Origin of the sequence: Irregularibacter muris, from assembly GCF_024622505.1 — a bacterium.
GTDB classification, from domain to species: Bacteria; Bacillota; Clostridia; order Eubacteriales; family Garciellaceae; genus Irregularibacter; species Irregularibacter muris.
Genome location: NZ_JANKAS010000002.1, coordinates 386769 through 403480 on the forward strand (window position 1 = coordinate 386769; position 16712 = coordinate 403480).

19 protein-coding genes and 1 rRNA gene are annotated in these 16712 nt (G+C 34.3%); 2 read left to right on the forward strand and 18 right to left on the reverse strand.

Annotated features, from left to right (window positions below):
* Positions 1–116: 116 nt before the first annotated feature.
* From NSA47_RS04300 to cysK, 14 genes are all read right to left on the reverse strand, one after another.
* Entirely contained in the window at positions 117–629 is a 513-nt protein-coding gene (locus NSA47_RS04300) for an adenine phosphoribosyltransferase (protein WP_257529663.1), read from the reverse strand.
* 124 nt (positions 630–753) lie between these two features.
* Positions 754–1629: a protein translocase subunit SecF gene (secF, locus tag NSA47_RS04305; protein ID WP_257529664.1), complete on the reverse strand. Its 876-nt coding sequence runs from the start codon at positions 1627–1629 to the stop codon at positions 754–756.
* A gap of 12 nt (positions 1630–1641) precedes the next feature.
* A complete protein-coding gene (gene secD, locus NSA47_RS04310; RefSeq protein ID WP_257529665.1) occupies positions 1642–2889 on the reverse strand; it encodes a protein translocase subunit SecD in 1248 nt (415 codons plus the stop codon).
* 69 nt (positions 2890–2958) lie between these two features.
* On the reverse strand, positions 2959–3474 hold the full coding sequence (locus NSA47_RS04315; RefSeq protein WP_257529666.1) for a gamma carbonic anhydrase family protein: 516 nt from the start codon (positions 3472–3474) through the stop codon (positions 2959–2961).
* A gap of 386 nt (positions 3475–3860) precedes the next feature.
* The gene (locus tag NSA47_RS04320) at positions 3861–4277 is read right to left on the reverse strand and encodes a TIGR04086 family membrane protein (protein WP_257529667.1); all 417 of its coding nucleotides are present in this window, start codon (positions 4275–4277) and stop codon (positions 3861–3863) included.
* A 127-nt stretch (positions 4278–4404) separates the two neighbouring features.
* Positions 4405–4674: a preprotein translocase subunit YajC gene (yajC, locus tag NSA47_RS04325; protein WP_257529668.1), complete on the reverse strand. Its 270-nt coding sequence runs from the start codon at positions 4672–4674 to the stop codon at positions 4405–4407.
* Between the two features lie 106 nt (positions 4675–4780).
* Positions 4781–5899: a tRNA guanosine(34) transglycosylase Tgt gene (gene tgt / locus NSA47_RS04330; protein ID WP_306811096.1), complete on the reverse strand. Its 1119-nt coding sequence runs from the start codon at positions 5897–5899 to the stop codon at positions 4781–4783.
* A gap of 11 nt (positions 5900–5910) precedes the next feature.
* Complete coding sequence (gene queA / locus NSA47_RS04335; protein ID WP_257529669.1) at positions 5911–6936, reverse strand: tRNA preQ1(34) S-adenosylmethionine ribosyltransferase-isomerase QueA; 1026 nt, start codon at positions 6934–6936, stop codon at positions 5911–5913.
* 199 nt (positions 6937–7135) lie between these two features.
* Positions 7136–8134, reverse strand: coding sequence for a Holliday junction branch migration DNA helicase RuvB (gene ruvB / locus NSA47_RS04340; RefSeq protein WP_257529670.1), 999 nt, complete (start codon positions 8132–8134; stop codon positions 7136–7138).
* A 22-nt stretch (positions 8135–8156) separates the two neighbouring features.
* The gene (gene ruvA / locus NSA47_RS04345; protein WP_257529671.1) at positions 8157–8756 is read right to left on the reverse strand and encodes a Holliday junction branch migration protein RuvA; all 600 of its coding nucleotides are present in this window, start codon (positions 8754–8756) and stop codon (positions 8157–8159) included.
* 181 nt (positions 8757–8937) lie between these two features.
* Positions 8938–9585, reverse strand: coding sequence for a hypothetical protein (locus NSA47_RS04350; RefSeq protein WP_257529672.1), 648 nt, complete (start codon positions 9583–9585; stop codon positions 8938–8940).
* Between the two features lie 185 nt (positions 9586–9770).
* Entirely contained in the window at positions 9771–10508 is a 738-nt protein-coding gene (locus NSA47_RS04355; RefSeq protein ID WP_257529673.1) for a YebC/PmpR family DNA-binding transcriptional regulator, read from the reverse strand.
* Positions 10509–10618: 110 nt separating this feature from the next.
* On the reverse strand, positions 10619–11377 hold the full coding sequence (gene nadE / locus NSA47_RS04360; protein ID WP_257529674.1) for an NAD(+) synthase: 759 nt from the start codon (positions 11375–11377) through the stop codon (positions 10619–10621).
* Positions 11378–11486: 109 nt separating this feature from the next.
* A complete protein-coding gene (cysK, locus tag NSA47_RS04365) occupies positions 11487–12410 on the reverse strand; it encodes a cysteine synthase A (RefSeq protein WP_257529675.1) in 924 nt (307 codons plus the stop codon).
* Between the two features lie 95 nt (positions 12411–12505).
* On the opposite strand from cysK, the gene NSA47_RS04370 reads away from it, so the two are divergent.
* Both NSA47_RS04370 and NSA47_RS04375 read left to right on the forward strand, forming a co-directional pair.
* Complete coding sequence (locus NSA47_RS04370; RefSeq protein ID WP_506323672.1) at positions 12506–12913, forward strand: sulfite exporter TauE/SafE family protein; 408 nt, start codon at positions 12506–12508, stop codon at positions 12911–12913.
* Entirely contained in the window at positions 12914–13267 is a 354-nt protein-coding gene (locus NSA47_RS04375; RefSeq protein ID WP_257529676.1) for a sulfite exporter TauE/SafE family protein, read from the forward strand.
* A 15-nt stretch (positions 13268–13282) separates the two neighbouring features.
* Here NSA47_RS04375 and NSA47_RS04380 read toward each other — a convergent pair whose 3' ends face one another.
* The 4 genes from NSA47_RS04380 to rrf all read right to left on the reverse strand — a co-directional run bounded on the left by NSA47_RS04380 (position 13283) and on the right by rrf (position 16623).
* On the reverse strand, positions 13283–13912 hold the full coding sequence (locus tag NSA47_RS04380) for a YigZ family protein (RefSeq protein WP_257529677.1): 630 nt from the start codon (positions 13910–13912) through the stop codon (positions 13283–13285).
* A gap of 82 nt (positions 13913–13994) precedes the next feature.
* Positions 13995–14423, reverse strand: coding sequence for an NUDIX domain-containing protein (locus NSA47_RS04385; RefSeq protein WP_257529678.1), 429 nt, complete (start codon positions 14421–14423; stop codon positions 13995–13997).
* A gap of 107 nt (positions 14424–14530) precedes the next feature.
* On the reverse strand, positions 14531–16327 hold the full coding sequence (gene hflX, locus NSA47_RS04390; RefSeq protein ID WP_257529679.1) for a GTPase HflX: 1797 nt from the start codon (positions 16325–16327) through the stop codon (positions 14531–14533).
* A 179-nt stretch (positions 16328–16506) separates the two neighbouring features.
* Positions 16507–16623 (reverse strand): 5S ribosomal RNA (gene rrf / locus NSA47_RS04395).
* Positions 16624–16712: the final 89 nt, after the last annotated feature.

Here is a 16712-nt window from a genome sequence, read left to right on the forward strand (position 1 = left end):
TTTTATATCAATTATCAAAACAATATGATCTTACTATCCAAATAAAATCTTTTTTCTGTCAGCTACTCTCTATCGTAGTAAAAATATTTAAAAAGAAAGCCGGTTTATACCAGCTTTTAAAATTTGATGAGAGACTCTACATTATATCCTTTCAAAGTATCTCTACCTTTTAAATAGGTAAGTTCTATTAAGAAAAATATACCTACTACCTCGCCACCAAGTTTTTCAACCAATTTTGCTGTAGACAAAAGTGTTCCTCCTGTAGCCAGTAAATCATCTATGATGACTACTCTTTGGCCCGGTTTTATGGCATCTTTATGCATTTCCAATGAATCTTTCCCGTATTCAAGAGAATATTCCTGACGAATAACCTCTGCTGGTAATTTACCTGGCTTCCGCACCGGCACAAAGCCTACGTTCATTGCATAGGACAGAGGAGTCCCAAAAATAAATCCTCTAGCCTCTGGGCCTACTACTACATCAGCATTCAAGCTTTCCGCTAATTCTTTCATCTTATCTATGGTATATTTAAATGCATTTTTATCTTGTAATAATGGAGTAATATCTTTAAATCTTACTCCCTTTTCAGGAAAATCTGGTATGACTCTAATTTTTTCTTTTAAATCCAAGGTTACCCCTCCTAGTTTTATTCCTTAATGGTTATCTTATAGGATATTTTTCCAATAAGTAAATTGTATTTCAATTTAAAATATTCACTGAAGTTTTTCGCTGGATTGGTGCAAATATCCTTCTTTAAACAATTTTAGGATTTTTTTCTCCCCTTGTTTTTATGACATACCAAATTGGCGATGCAATAAAGATTGATGAAAATGTTCCAGCCATAAATCCAACAATTATTGGTAGAGCAAAGCTTCTAATGGCTTCTACTCCAAATATATATAGTGCAGTAATTGTAATTAAAGTTGTTAAAGATGTATTAATAGAACGTGATAGGGTTTGCGAAATACTTGTATTAATTAACTTAGTATAGTCATTTCTTTTAATTACCCTTCTATTTTCCCGAATCCGGTCAAAAATAACTATAGTATCATTTATTGAATAGCCTAAAACTGTCAAAATAGCCGCTATAAAAGGGGTATTCACTTGAATCCTCATCAATGAATAAAAGGCCAGAACAATTAATGCGTCATGAATTAAGGCTATAATTGCCGCTAGGGCAAAGGAAAGTTCAAATCTCAGGGTGATATAAATCAGCATTCCCACAACAGCAATAGCCAAAGCCACAAGGACTTGGTTTGTCAATTCTTTTCCAATTACAGGATCTACCTTATCTACGGAAAGGATGTCTTTTTCTTGGATATTGTATTTACTTTGAAAGGATTTTAAAATTTCCTGCCGTTGTTCATCGGATATATTGACCTTGGTTTGAATAACGACTTGCTGTCTGTCCTCTCCAGCAAAAGTTATATCTGCACCGGGATCAAAGGTTTTTGAAATTTCTTCTATATCAGATACTTCAAAGGTCTGATGCAAATCTATAGTAATAATTGTTCCTCCAGCAAAGTCAATTCCTAGGTTTAGACCGTTCATCAAAAAGAAGACCAAACCCAGTATGATAATTACTGAAGATATTCCAAACCATATTTTTCTGTATTCAACAATTTTCATCCATTTCCCCCCCTATGCTCCATATAATTTTGTGCTGGTAAATAGATTCATTTTTACAACTAGGCGCATTAAATATTTTGTTATAAACAAGGCTGTAATCATACTAATGACTATACCGATCATTAATGTAACTGCAAATCCCTTTATCGGTCCTGTGCCAAAGAAGAATAGCACTATCCCAGCAATCATCGTGGTAATATTTCCATCCAATATACTAGATAAAGCATTTGAAAATCCTGAGTCAATGGAAGAACGAATGGTTTTGCCTAATTTTAACTCTTCTTTAATTCTCTCAAAAATAATGACATTGGCATCTACCGCCATTCCAATAGAAAGAATAAGACCAGCTATACCCGGTAAAGTTAGAGTGGTGTTTATGGTAACCAAGGTACCAAAAAATAAAATCATATATGCAACTAAAGCTATACTGGCAATAACACCTGGTAGTCTATAATAAATAATCATAAATAAAAATACTAATAGAATACCAATAGAGGCAGCTTTTATACTCCTGGATAATGTATCCTGTCCAAGAGTAGGTCCTACTGAACGTATTTCCACGGGTTCTAAGTTTACAGGTAAAGCTCCTGCTCTAATTAAGGTTGCCAAATTCCCTGCTTCCTCTAAGCTTTGTTGTCCTGTGATAACAGCTTCTCCCGTTGCAATAGCATTTTGTACATGGGGAGCTGATATAACTTGTCCATCTAAAACAATAGATATTGGTTGGTTAATAAACTTTTCCGTAGCTTCTGCAAAGGCTTTTGTGCCCTCGCTATTAAATTTCAAAGTTACCACAGGTTGCTCTGCTCCTGTTTCATTACTTTGATAGACTCCCTTTGAATCTACTACCTGTCCACCTGTTAATATCACCTTTTCATCAGGACCAATAAATTCTAATCGTGCTGTTTTTCCAATAATCTCTAAGGCCTTTTCCTGATCTTGGATATCTGGAATAGAAACTCTAATTCGCTTTGTCCCTTGTTTGGCAACACTAGCCTCAGCTACACCTAGAGCATCTACTCTTTGGCGGATGGTAGCTATAGCTCTAGCCATTTTTTCATCATTTACTGGATCATTAGGAGTATCTTTCGCCTCCAAGACTACATAAGTTCCACCTCTTAAATCCAGCCCATAATTAATTCCTTCTTTAATAGGTACAACATCATAGTTTCCCAATGATAATCCATTAATTTCAACGAAAACTCCCATACCAATTATTGCTAAAATAAGTATAAATATTATGGTATATTTTGCATTCATTAACTTACCCCCTTAAAATTCAAGTAAAATAATTATATATCTTTTGCAAAACTCCGTCAATCAAGGACCTTATATTGTCTTTTGTTTTTTGTGTTCCTTAGCTAATTCTACATAGAGTAAGGTGTTTTTTTTCATTCCCTCTAAATCTGTATTGGTCACTTGTCTCATCACTTGCCCTGGATTGCCCATAACTAGAGAGTTTTCGGGAATAATTCTTCCAGGAGGAATAACCGTCCCTGCAGCGATTAGAGAATTTCTACCGATATGGACGCCATTCATAATGACAGCCCCCATACCAATTAAGGAATTTTCCTCAACTGTACAACCATGTATAATAGCATTATGCCCAATTGTTACATTTTTTTGTATTATTGTGGGCTGTCCAATATCGCAATGTATGATGGTTCCATCTTGAACATTACTATTCTCTCCTATTACAATTTGATCAATATCCCCTCTTAATACCGCATTATACCAAATATTCGAGTTTTCCTTTAATATAACATTGCCTATTAATTTTACTCCCTCTGCGATAAAGCAGCTTTCATGAATTTGAGGTTGGCAATTCCTATATTTTAATTCCATTTAATTTTCTCCTCCTTTAATCAATATGATTGGATGATCAACAACTTATATCTATTAAGATGATTTCATCTATTGATGATAGAAATATGGAGTTTTTAGCATTATAGTTATTCTACCAAAAAATAGCAGTAAATATTAGGAAATCCTAATATTACTGCTTTTTAATATGATAGATATAAATCTATATATTTTCACACTCTTGAATTTTTAGTCATTCATAAAGTTTTAGAATTTTCAGATTCACCTTTTAAAACTGTGTTTATAGAATTTTTATCATGAATGATTTAACTCCTCTTCATGTCTTTTCTTCTTAATGATTATAAGTTTGATTTCATTATAACATACATAGAAACATGTTAAAAGCTGTATTAGAAATGCATTCTATTTTATTTCAAATTTATACCTAACGCACCTCCAACAGCACCAGCTATAATTCCTATAAAAAACCTGGAAATGAGTATCTGATTTACTGCAAATTGACCGCCATTAAATAGTCCCAATAAAGTAAGTATAATTATATAGACGCATCCTGTTATTGCTCCATACATCCATCCGTTCCTATGAGCCCTTCGTGCCACATAGCCTCCGGCTAATACAACACTTATGATCATTACAATATAGGAAGTGGGCTTAATAATATTTTCTGTAATGTTAGATAATGACAATATCAGTGCTAAAACTAGAAAGCATATAAGTGAAAATACAAATGCGATTATCGTCCCCTTTAATATTAATCCTACACTCAGCTTCCCCCCAGTATTTACACCTTTTGAAGTCGTCAACTTCTTTCTCAATACCTTCACCTCCGCATTCTCCTTTTATAGAATATTTATTCTAATAAAATGGTTTTATTACATCTTTAGCAAATGAGGAGGTTATAAATATAAAAAACTATTGTTTATCCATATTTATAAACAATAGTTTTTTATATTATGCTTCTTCAATTACTTCGGCGACCGCCCATCGTCCTATTTTTATTTTTACCTTATCACCACCTACTTCTAGAGTGATGATTTCGTCATGTAAATTTAATATTTTCCCGTATATACCTCCGATAGTGATTACTTGGTTTCCTGTTTTTAAGTTTGCCCTCATCTCTTTGATTTGTTTATCCTTCTTTTGTTGTGGTCTAAGAATAAGAAGATACAAGACTGCAAACATAAGTACTAACATTATTAATGGCTGATATTGTTGCGGCATTTTTATTTTCCTCCTTTTTTGTTCTATATAATATTTTAATGGTCATTCTTTGTTAATTTCAACATTAAAGTGTAAATTCCTCTTTAATCTTTAAAATATGTTAAATTTATTTTGTATATCCATAGGCAGAGAAAAATTCTCTTTTAAAATCTAACAGCCTATCCTCCTTAATAGCCTGTCTAATGTTCTCCATTAGCTTTAGGGAAAAATACAAATTATGATAGGAGGTTAAACGAGGACCTAAGATTTCCTTTGCTTTAAATAAATGTCTTAGATAAGCCCTAGTATAATTTTTACAGGTATAACAATCACAATTGGGATCCAGTGGGGAAAAATCTCTTTCATAAGTAGCATTTCTAATAACGACTTTCCCCCCACTGGTCATTGCTGTACCATTTCGTGCTATTCTAGTCTGTAGTACACAGTCAAACATGTCTATACCACGAATAACCCCCTCTATTAATGCGTCTGGACTACCTACCCCCATCAAATAGCGGGGTTTATCCCTTGGCATCAGGGGCGTAGTATATTCTAATACTTCATACATAATTTCTTTGGGTTCCCCTACACTTAAGCCACCGATAGAATAACCAGGCAGATCAAGTTCTATCATTTCCGATACACTTTTCTGACGTAAATCTTTAAAAGCACCTCCCTGTATAATACCAAACAAAGCCTGATCCTTCGGTCGTTGATGGGCCTCCTTACATCTCTTAGCCCAGCGTATGGTTCTTTCTAATGAGTTTTTTGCATACTCATAGCTGCAGGGATAAGGGGGACATTCATCAAAGGCCATCATGATATCAGAACCTAGAGCATTCTGAATTTCCACTGCTTTTTCTGGACTAAGAAAATGCTTGGAACCATCTAAATGAGAACGAAAAGTAACTCCTTCTTCCGAAATTTCCCTTAATTCATTTAAACTAAAAACTTGGAACCCACCACTATCAGTGAGAATGGGTCTATCCCAATTCATGAACTTATGCAGTCCCCCGGCTTCTTTGATTAATTCATGACCTGGACGTAAATATAGATGATAGGTGTTACTTAAAATAATTTGGGCCTTAATTTCCTTTAGTTCCTCTGGAGTCATACTTTTCACAGTAGCCTGTGTACCTACGGGCATAAAAATAGGAGTTTCAATTACTCCATGAGGAGTATGTAGTTTCCCAAGTCTAGCTCCACTTTGTTTACATTCTTTTATTAGTTCATATCTTACTGCCATTATTTTTCCTCCTATTTTATCAACATACCATCTCCAAAACTAAAGAAGCGATATTTATTCTTTATTGCTTCTTTATATGCCTTCAAGGTTTTTTCTCTGCCAGCAAAAGCAGAAACTAGCATAATCAATGTCGATTCCGGTAAATGAAAATTTGTAATCATAGCATCTACTATTTTAAATGTGTACCCTGGATAAATAAAGATATCCGTCCAACCTGAGGAAGCCCTAATCTGATTGATATCAAGCGCTGCTGTTTCCAGAGTTCTGACCGTTGTAGTGCCTACCGCAAAAATTCTTTTATTATTTTTTTTGGTTTCATGGATTAAATCCACTGTTTGTTGCGAAATCTCATAGTATTCTGCATGCATTTTATGTTCCTCAATCTTATCTACTTTTACCGGTCTAAAGGTTCCTAGTCCAACATGGAGTGTGATAAAATCTATATTTACACCTTTGTCCAATAGCTTCTGAAAGACTTCCTGTGTAAAATGCAATCCTGCTGTTGGGGCTGCTGCTGAACCTTCTATTTTAGAGTATATGGTTTGATATCTTTCTTTATCCTCCAATTGTTCTTTTATATAGGGTGGAAGGGGCATTGTGCCTAATTGATCCAATATCTCCTCAAAAATACCATCATAAATAAACTTGATTAGACGGTTTCCATCTTCTAAAATATCTATGATTTTCCCAGTCAATATCCCTTCACCAAATATAATCTCTGTACCAACTTTCGCCCTTTTCCCAGGTTTTACTAGGATTTCCCATACATCTTTATCTATTCTTTTAAGCAATAAAATTTCTACATTGCCCTGGGTGTCCGCCTTACTGCCTAGTAATCTAGCAGGTATCACCCTAGTATTATTTAAAATTAACGTATCTCCTTCTTGAAAGTAATCTACAATATTTTTAAATACTTTATGTTCTATATTTCCTGTTTCTTTGTCCAATACTAACAATCTTGATGTGTCTCTTTTTTCTATAGGTGTTTGGGCTATTAATTCTTCTGGTAATTCAAAATAAAAATCTTCTGTATTCATGAATAAATTACTCCTCTTTATAGTCATCTAATTTTAGCATATTTTTTATCCTTGCAGCCCATTTTAAAGAATGGGTAAAATGATCTTTAATAACCCTTTAGTAATAGCAAAGTGGTTAATGCAAAATCATAATCCCTATTCCCGTGATTATTTTACTTATGTTCTTCATTTGCAGGATAAACTACCCTCTTTATGAGCTTTATGAGGGCATTTCTCTATTGAAGTGCTGATAGCACCTTTGCGTTACGATTCTACCTCTTGGGGTTCTTTTAATAAATCCTTTTTGCAATAGATAAGGCTCATATACATCTTCAATCGTTGTGGCTTCTTCTCCAATAGATGCAGCGAGGGTATCTAACCCTACTGGCCCACCGCTAAATTTATCTATAATGGTAATGAGCATTTTTCTATCTATTTCATCTAATCCTATGGCATCTACCTCTAATAATTCTAATGCTTCTTTTGCCATATGAAGATTAATATCTCCTGTTCCCTTGACTTGGGCATAGTCTCTAACTCTCTTTAAAAGCCTATTGGCAATTCGGGGCGTTCCTCTTGATCTTTTCGCCAATTCTACTGCCCCATCCTCATCAATATTGACTTTTAAAATTCGTGCAGATCTTATGAGAATCTCTTTTAACTGGTCAGGGAAGTACAATTCCAAACGGCTAATGACACCAAAACGATCCCTTAAAGGCGCTGTTAATAACCCCGCCCTAGTAGTAGCCCCAATTAAGGTAAAAGGGGGCAAGTCCAATCTAATCGAGCGGGCACTTGGTCCTTTTCCTATAATAATATCTAATGCATTATCCTCCATAGCAGGATAAAGGATTTCTTCCACATTTCTATTTAATCGATGGATTTCATCAATAAACAATACATCGCCCTCACCTAGGTTAGTTAAAATAGCTGCCAAATCTCCAGGTTTTTCTATGGCTGGTCCTGATGTAATCCGAATATTTACACCCAGTTCATAGGCTATAATATTGGCTAAAGTGGTTTTCCCAAGTCCCGGCGGACCATATAATAATACATGGTCTAAGGACTCCTTCCTTTCCTTAGCCGCTTGGATAAAAATCGATAGTTTTTCCTTGGTCTTGGTTTGACCAATATACTCTTGCAAAGATAAGGGTCTTAAATTTTCTTCTATCTCTAATTCTTCTACTATAATATCTGTACTGATAATCCTTTGTTCCACTTAAAATTCCCCTTTTCTATCATTACGTTCTAGATGCAAAGCATTTTAACGTTTCTTTTATGAGAACTTCAATACTCATCCCTTCTCTATATACATCATTGATGATTCTAAAGATCTGGGAAGATTGATAGCCTAGCGCTGACAAAGCTTCTATAGCTTCTTCTTTTACTTCAGGATTTTCAGAGGAAGTATTTGTATTTTCAGTTACTTTAATATCTTCCACCTTCAATTTATCCTTTAATTCTAAAATTATTCTTTGGGCTGTTTTCTTCCCTATACCTGGTGCCTTGGTAAGAGTTTTTGTGTCCTCACCAACGATAGCCCAGATGATTTCATTGGCATTATATATGGACAATATTCCCATTGCTGCCTTTGGCCCAACTCCTGAAACTGAATTTAAACTTCTATACATATTCCGCTCATCTTTTGATAAAAATCCATATAGAGAAATGTCATCTTCTCTAACATTCATGTGAAGATAGATTTTTATAGTACTTCCTATTGGAGGCAATTCATTTAATAGTAGTTGAGAAGTGTATATTCTATAAGCAATACCCTGAATCTCCACTACAATACCATCTGCTAATACTTCTTCTAAATTTCCTTTGATAAACTCAAACAATATTTTCCCCCCAGTTAGAACTTCTCTTCAAAAGGCTCCCTGTTACAAAACTATGGTTTTGAGGGCATCCCTTGTTTCCAAATTCATTATATATAAATTTAAATCAAAATACAAACAGAGGGGATAATCTTACAGAAAAACTTTGCCTTTTTAAAACAAAAGGTAGTTCACATAAAATGAACTACCCATCATAATTTTCCAACATACGATGTACTTCTTCTATATCGCCAAAAACAACTCCCTCTTCAAACTTTTTTTTCTCATTTTCATTCAATATGGAAATGGGTGTAGAGGTAATATGGTCCAATACTTCTTTTCCTTCCTTATCAAAATTAAATACAGCGATGTATTGCTGTTGATTTTTTTCGGCCATACCTATTTTGTAAAACCTGGGGGAGTAGCTATCAATCTTTGTATGCAATATAACTTCTTCTTCATCAAATTTGGTTATCTCCCATTGCTTATAAAGTTGTTCAAATTCATTCTTATTTAATCCTATCATGCTCTCTTCCGGTGTTTTGGTTTCATCGTCTATTTCATTACTTTTGATGTATTCTCTTTTAAAGGTTAATATAGTATTCTCTTTTATTACCGTTTCCTTGGATGGTAAATCCTTTAAAACTGCATTAGAGGGGTCTTCACCTTCTAAAACAGAATTTTCATGAGGATTTTCCTGAAGTTTCATCTGATCATATTCATGTTTTTCCCCTAGCATTTCAGTAAGAAAATAGCCAAAGGTGAATCCCAAAATAGCTAAAACTGCAAATGCTATGATCATGTTCTTATTATATAATAACTTTTTAAGGTCGGATAATCCTTTTGTAAACATTTATATCCCTCCATTTTAATCTATTTAAGGATATTTTATCCAAACTTTAAAAAGTTTATACTCTTGCCAAAAAACCAAGGAGAATATGGGCCCACAGGTGCAGGATAAACTCTCTTATGATATTAAAAAATGACACTAAATTTTACTCATCCTTCGGTAAATTTAGTGTCATTTTAAATATTTTTTTATTCCATATCCTCTGGCATACTCCAGTTATGATACACTTCTTGAATATCGTCGTGATCGTCAAACATATCCAACATCTTTTGCATTTTTTTAATATCTTCTGGGGTAAGGGATGTTTCAGTAGTTGGGATCATTGCCACTTCAGCGGATATAAAGGACAAATCTTCTTTTTCTAGGGCTTCACGCACTGTCCCAAATTCATTAGGATCTGTGACGATTTCATAACCTTCTTCCTCAACAACAAAATCCTCTGCCCCTGCATCTAGCGCTAGCATCATTAATTCATCTTCATCTATATCATGACTTCTTTCAATCATTAATTGTCCTTTTCTATCAAATAAGAAGGATACACAGCCACTTGTTCCTAAGTTGCCACCATTTTTATCAAAAATATGTCGAATGTCTCCTGCGGTTCTATTTTTATTATCCGTTAAAGCCTCTACAATTACAGCTACGCCACCAGGACCATAACCCTCATATACAATTTCTTCATAGTGACTTCCATCGAGTTCTCCTGCACCTCTTTTGATAGCTCTTTCTATATTATCATTGGGCATATTTTGCACTTTTGCTTTTGCAATAATGTCTCTTAGTTTTGCATTATGTTCAGGATCACTACCGCCTTCTTTAGCGGCTACTGCAAGGGCTTTCCCAAACTTCGTGAAAATTTTCCCTCTTACAGCATCCTGTTTTCCTTTTTTATGTTTAATATTCGCCCACTTTGAATGTCCTGCCATTACTCATTTCCCCCTCATTATTTCTACTATTGATGATACAAACATAAATATTTTAGCACAATCATCTTTTTTCTGCAATCTTTGGCTAGTACATAAAGTAATGTTATAAATTAATCAAACTTGGGAGGGACAGGTGGAACCTTTCTTTTATGCTCTGTTGCATTATGCAATCTCATAATAATTTCTTGGTCTCTTTTCGGTATAGCTTTCCCTTCGAGAAAATCATCTACCTTATTATAGGTAGTACCTATTTCTTCTTCATCTGTTTGTCCTTCCCACAGTCCAGCGGATGGAGCCTTTTCCACAATTGCCTTGGGTACACCCAATTCTAAAGCCCACTGGCCTACTTCCCTTTTAGATAGGTTAGCTATAGGGGATATATCTACACCGCCATCTCCGTACTTTGTAAAGTAACCTATATAGGTTTCAGCAGCATTATCCGTGCCCACCACAAGATAATTATTAGCATTTGCAATAGAATAAATAGTACTCATACGCAACCTAGCTCTGAGATTAGCATCAGATAATCTCAGATTTCCATTTTCAGGGTATAAGCCCTTTGTCTTTAATTCTGAGATGACTTGATGCATAATGTTGTTGTGTACCTCTGTCAGATTCACCTCCACATGGTCCATATTACAAGATTTTACTACCTTCAGCGCATCTTCTCTATCCAATGGACTGCTTTTGCAGGGTAAAATTACTCCTAAGGAATGATTGGGAAAGGCCTTCTTAGCCAAAAATGCCACTAAGGCAGAGTCAATTCCACCACTTATTCCTACCACCAAACCTTGTGTGTTGGATTGTCTTACCTGTTCCCTTAGCCAATCAACTATTTTTTCGGCCTTAGATAATATTTCTCTATTCATAATTCCCACCTCTTTTTATCTTTATCCTTTTATTATACTTTATATAAAGAATTATTTCTAGCAATGCAAATACCCCTATACAGATATTCTCTGTATAGGGGTATTCTTTTTATTCCTCTCTAAATAAAGATGTACTTAAATATCTTTCTCCAGTATCTGGTGCTATCACTACTACTCTTTTCCCTTTGCCTAATTCTTTCGCCACTTGGATAGCTGCATAGACGGCTGCACCTGAAGAAATACCTACTAATATCCCTTCCTGTTTTGCCAATAATCTAGCGGTTTCCATAGCATTTTCATCTTTAACTTTTATAATATCATCATAAATATTTGTGTCTAAAACTTCTGGAACAAATCCTGCACCAATTCCTTGGATCTTATGAGGACTAGGTAATTCACCTGATAAGACCGCTGAGCTTTGTGGCTCTACTGCTGAAATTCTTATATCCTTTAGGGTTTTTTTAAGCACCTTTCCTACCCCTGTAAGAGTACCACCTGTACCTACACCGGCAACAAAAGCATCTAGATGATTATCCATTTGACTTAATATTTCCCTTGCTGTTGTTTTCTCATGAATTTCAGGGTTGTGGGGATTATTAAATTGTTGAGGCATAAAATAGTCAGAATTTTCCTCTACCAGTTGGGTGGCTTTTGCAATAGCGCCCTTCATTCCCTTTTCTCCAGGAGTTAGAATTAGTTTTGCTCCATAGGCTTGCAATAAATTTCTTCGTTCCAAACTCATGGTGTCCGGCATAACCATAACGACTTTATATCCCTTGGATGCGCCTACCATTGCTAAACCTATACCTGTATTCCCACTAGTTGGTTCAACAATGGTGCCTTCTGGCTTTAATTTTCCTTCTTTTTCAGCGACCTCAATCATGTTTAAGGCAATTCTGTCCTTTACACTACTGCCTGGATTGAACCCCTCTAATTTCATATATACTTCAGCACTATCTTTTCCTACCATGTTATTAAGTTTCACTATAGGTGTTTCACCAATAAGTTCATAGATTTTATTTACAACTTTCATTTTTACCCTCCATTTCCATGTATTCCTACTTGTTTATATAGGTTTAATATATTCCAAAAATCTAATTTTGTCAAGGTAATGAATAATAAAGTTCATTGAAACAAAGCATAATCAAAGAAATATATCAGGTTGGTGATAAAATGGACAGATTTTATTTTGTATTAAAGGCTATAGTTGTTGGATTATTTACTGGATTTATCAACGGTCTTTTTGGTTCTGGGGGAGGAACCATTATTGTACCTGCCCTTGTTTTTCTTTTTGGGATTGAACAGCAGAAATCCCATGCCACTGCTTTACTTATTATATTACCCCTTAGTATTATAAGTTCTTTTATATATTTTAATAATCAATTAATAGATTACCCTTTAACTCTAAAAGTATCCTTTGGAGCAATTTTTGGTTCATACATTGGTGCAAAAACATTATCTAAAATTCCCAATAAATTGCTTCGAAAAATCTTTGGTGTTTTTATGATCTTAGCCGCTTTAAGGATGGTGATGTAATTGTTATATATTTTAATTGGTATTATTTCTGGATTTATAGGAGGATTGGGTATCGGCGGTGGAACTATTCTCATTCCTATTTTGGTATTTTTAATGCATACCCAGCAGCAAATTGCTCAAAGTGTCAATCTATTATCTTTTATTCCTTTAAGTATTGTTGCTCTATATATCCATATTAAAAATAAAAATGTAGAATTTAAGGTGGCAATCTATATTATTGTCTTTGGTCTTATAGGGTCTATATTAGGATCTAAATTAGCCGTTTCCATATCTTCTGCATATTTAAAAAAATATTTTGGTGTGTTTTTGCTCATTATGGGTGTATATCAATTAATATGTAAAACAAAAGATTAATCCTTTGTTTTACTTTCAAATAGGTAGTTTTACAAATTGTTTACCTAGAAATTCCATAACCACTTCACCTCTAGTAATATCTTCTATCCTACTTATAAAAGATTTTATTTGCTCCTCCTGCAAATAAAATGATAAATAAACTTTATCTAAAAATTCTACCTCTTGAATATCAAAACCCTGGGAATTACATTCATTTTCTATTCTGCCCCAATGTTGATAATCAACAGTGACCTTAATCTGCTCACATAATATATTTTTCACTTTTGCACACTGCTCTATTCCTATTTTCCCCATATGAGCATAGGCTCTGATTAAGCCCCCTGCACCTAATTTAATGCCCCCAAAATATCTAGTAACAATAATAAGGATATTGGTAAGGTCCTCCTTTTTGATAATTTCCAATACAGGAACACCAGCAGTACCACTAGGTTCTCCATCATCACTACTTCTTTGTATTTCTTTATTCTCTCCTAGGATAAAAGCATATACATTATGAGTGGCTTTCCAATGAAGTTTGTTTATTTTATGTATGATATTTGTAGCCTCTTCTTCCGATTGAATAGGAAATACATAAGATATAAATTTAGACTTCTCTATAATCTCTTCAACTTCTGCTTTTTCATTGATGGTAATATAGCTATTCATATGTAAAATCCTTTGCCCTCCTTTCTATAATTATGACCGTGATTATCATTATAGGCTAGTAAAAAAAGAGAGCATTTGCTCTCTAGGCATAAACTACCTTTCTTAAATCTCTATATTTTTCATAGGACAATCTTACTAGTGCCTTGTCCTGACTATATGTAATTTTGTCTATGGCTTCATGGATAGGAAAGTATCCTCCTCCTGTAAAGCCTTCCTCCTTGTTGATTTCAAAATTTTCATTATCTGATTCCATAATGTACCATGTTATTTGATTGCAAACAGGTTTTTTTCTCGAGTAGGAATAAAATTCATAACTAGTTTCACCAGCTGTTGAAACAATTTCTGCCTTTATACCTCCTTCTTTAAAAACGCGTTTAAGAGCAACTTCAAAGGAAAGCTCATTACTTCTTATAACACCTTTAGGTAATACCCATTCTTCCTTATCATTTTTAATGATAAAAACTTTTTCATTGTAAAAAACAATACCTCCTGAGCAATTTCTAATGAGCATATGACAAGCCTCCTCCTTTATGGTTATCTTTATCATACATGAAACAATACCTATTTTCAATATCCTTAGAAGATTGCGAATGTTCTTATAGTTATATAATTTTATCTCTATGAAATGCTATAATTCTTATATTTTTCTATTAAGGATTTATCCATCTCTATCTCTATCTGAGTGCCTTCGTTTGTGAATTCTTCATGTAATACCTTACCTCTCTCATGTAGTGCAGAAAGAATATTTCCTTTATCATAGGGGATTTTTAATGTTACAATTCTCCTATTATCCCCAATATTGTCTTTTATTTTATTTAATAAGTGTTCAATCCCTTCCTTTGAAAGAGCAGATATCTTTACTTTTTCCTCCTTGATGGTAGGATAGGTAAATTGCAATTGTTCATTTTGTTTATCTATTTTATTAAATACTACGATCTGATTCTTTTCTCCTGCACCCAATTCTTTTAAAATATTTTTTACAACCATAATTTGTTTGCCCATTTCCGGGTTGGAAGCATCCACTATGTGAAGAAGTAAATCTGCATATTTGGCCTCTTCTAGAGTAGATTTAAATGCATTTATCAGGTCATGGGGAAGCTTATTGATAAAGCCTACGGTATCTACCAACAAAACCTTCTGTTGGTTGGGTAATACCAATTGTCTAGTAGTAGGGTCTAAAGTAGCAAATAATTTATTTTCAGCCATTACATCACTCTCAGTTAGGCTATTAAATATCGTACTTTTCCCAGCATTTGTATATCCTACCAGGGATACAATAGGAATGTTTCCTTTTTCCCTTCTGTTTTTTTGCAATTCTCGATGCTTTTCTATTTCTTTTAGTTGCTTCTCTAAATCATTTATTTGTCTATGAATATGTCTCCTATCAGTCTCTAACTTTTTCTCTCCAGGTCCTCTAGTACCGATTCCTCCCCCTGTTCGAGATAAAACTGTTCCTAGACCAACAAGCCTGGGAAGTCTATACTTCAGCTGTGCCAATTCTACTTGTAACTTCCCCTCTTTACTTTTTGCCCTAGAGGCAAAAATATCTAATATTAGGGCAGCCCTATCAAGAACTTTGACTCCCAATACCTCTTCTAAATTTCTTATCTGACTACCCGATAATTCATCATCAAAAATAATAAGGTTGGCATTTTCTTTCTGTCTTAAATAGGCCAACTCTTTTAATTTTCCTTTCCCTATATAAAAGGCCTTATCAATTTTATCTCTTTTCTGCTCTATTTTTCCTATTACTTCTGCTCCTGCAGTTATAGCCAATTGTTCTAATTCATCTAAAGAAGACTCTATATCCAATAGAGACTGAGATTGGTTAAGTTCTACTCCAACAAGTATGGCTTTTTCTTTTTCTACATTTTGCTCTATTAAATATTGCAAAACGTTCATTTGCTTTTCTATTTCTCCTACAAAAGAGGAGAAATTTATATCTACAATTTCTTCTAAAGTATAAGGTCCCTTTTCTTCCATACGGAATTGTTCATCTTCAGAAACCTTTAGATATGCAATATTTGCCATAGTAGGTCTACCATCTTTTACCCCAATAGACATCATAAGATCCAGTTTTAGATTTAATCCAGCAGTTAAATCTAGCTCGGATAAGGTACTATTCCCTGATGGATGAGTATGTACGTTTCTAAAGCCACTTAGTATCTTTCTCTTGGCAAGACTGTCTATAGGAGGAAGATCTGCTGATTCTGAATCACCTATTCCTATACTAAAAATTTTTCCCCTACGATCTATCATAATACTTACTTCTCTATTGGTTTTCTCGGTTATATCAGCCAAAATAGAAACCACGTACTCATCAATAATATTATCTTTTTCCATTCTATAATCCAATAAAGATTCTAACCTATCTAGCTCAACCTTTCGGATTCCTTCTATATTTCCTATAATCATAAATTTTCTCCTTTTAATTATATGATTTTACTCTATATTTATTACTATATCATATTTTAGAATAAAAAATACAAAGGAAAACAGATTGTCCGGGTTAGTTCTTGTTCTATTTTTCTTTAAAAATAAACAAAAGACACAAGGGGGCAGTTCCCTTATGTCTTTTCAAAAAATAAAAAAAAATCCCGCAACGACCTACTCTCCCAGGACGTCACCGTCCAAGTACCATCAGCGCTGGAGGGCTTAACTTCTGTGTTCGGTATGGGAACAGGTGTGACCCCTCCGCTATTGTCACGGAATCTTTCTTAGAGTTTATGCTCTTTGAAATCTACACAAGGAAAATTCTTTTAGGTCAAGCCCTCGACCGATTAGTATCAGTCAGCTCCAT

Bases quoted from the DNA above. Each gene is read 5' to 3' on its own strand.
- secF (WP_257529664.1), bottom strand. From the start codon at position 1,629: ATGAAAATTGTTGAATACAGAAAAATATGGTTTGGAATATCTTCAGTA.
- secD (WP_257529665.1), bottom strand. From the start codon at position 2,889: ATGAATGCAAAATATACCATAATATTTATACTTATTTTAGCAATAATT.
- NSA47_RS04315 (WP_257529666.1), bottom strand. From the start codon at position 3,474: ATGGAATTAAAATATAGGAATTGCCAACCTCAAATTCATGAAAGCTGC.
- yajC (WP_257529668.1), bottom strand. From the start codon at position 4,674: ATGCCGCAACAATATCAGCCATTAATAATGTTAGTACTTATGTTTGCA.
- tgt (WP_306811096.1), bottom strand. From the start codon at position 5,899: ATGGCAGTAAGATATGAACTAATAAAAGAATGTAAACAAAGTGGAGCT.
- queA (WP_257529669.1), bottom strand. From the start codon at position 6,936: ATGAATACAGAAGATTTTTATTTTGAATTACCAGAAGAATTAATAGCC.
- NSA47_RS04350 (WP_257529672.1), bottom strand. From the start codon at position 9,585: ATGTTTACAAAAGGATTATCCGACCTTAAAAAGTTATTATATAATAAG.
- NSA47_RS04355 (WP_257529673.1), bottom strand. From the start codon at position 10,508: ATGGCAGGACATTCAAAGTGGGCGAATATTAAACATAAAAAAGGAAAA.
- nadE (WP_257529674.1), bottom strand. From the start codon at position 11,377: ATGAATAGAGAAATATTATCTAAGGCCGAAAAAATAGTTGATTGGCTA.
- cysK (WP_257529675.1), bottom strand. From the start codon at position 12,410: ATGAAAGTTGTAAATAAAATCTATGAACTTATTGGTGAAACACCTATA.
- NSA47_RS04380 (WP_257529677.1), bottom strand. From the start codon at position 13,912: ATGAATAGCTATATTACCATCAATGAAAAAGCAGAAGTTGAAGAGATT.
- NSA47_RS04385 (WP_257529678.1), bottom strand. From the start codon at position 14,423: ATGCTCATTAGAAATTGCTCAGGAGGTATTGTTTTTTACAATGAAAAA.
- hflX (WP_257529679.1), bottom strand. From the start codon at position 16,327: ATGATTATAGGAAATATAGAAGGAATCCGAAAGGTTGAGCTAGATAGG.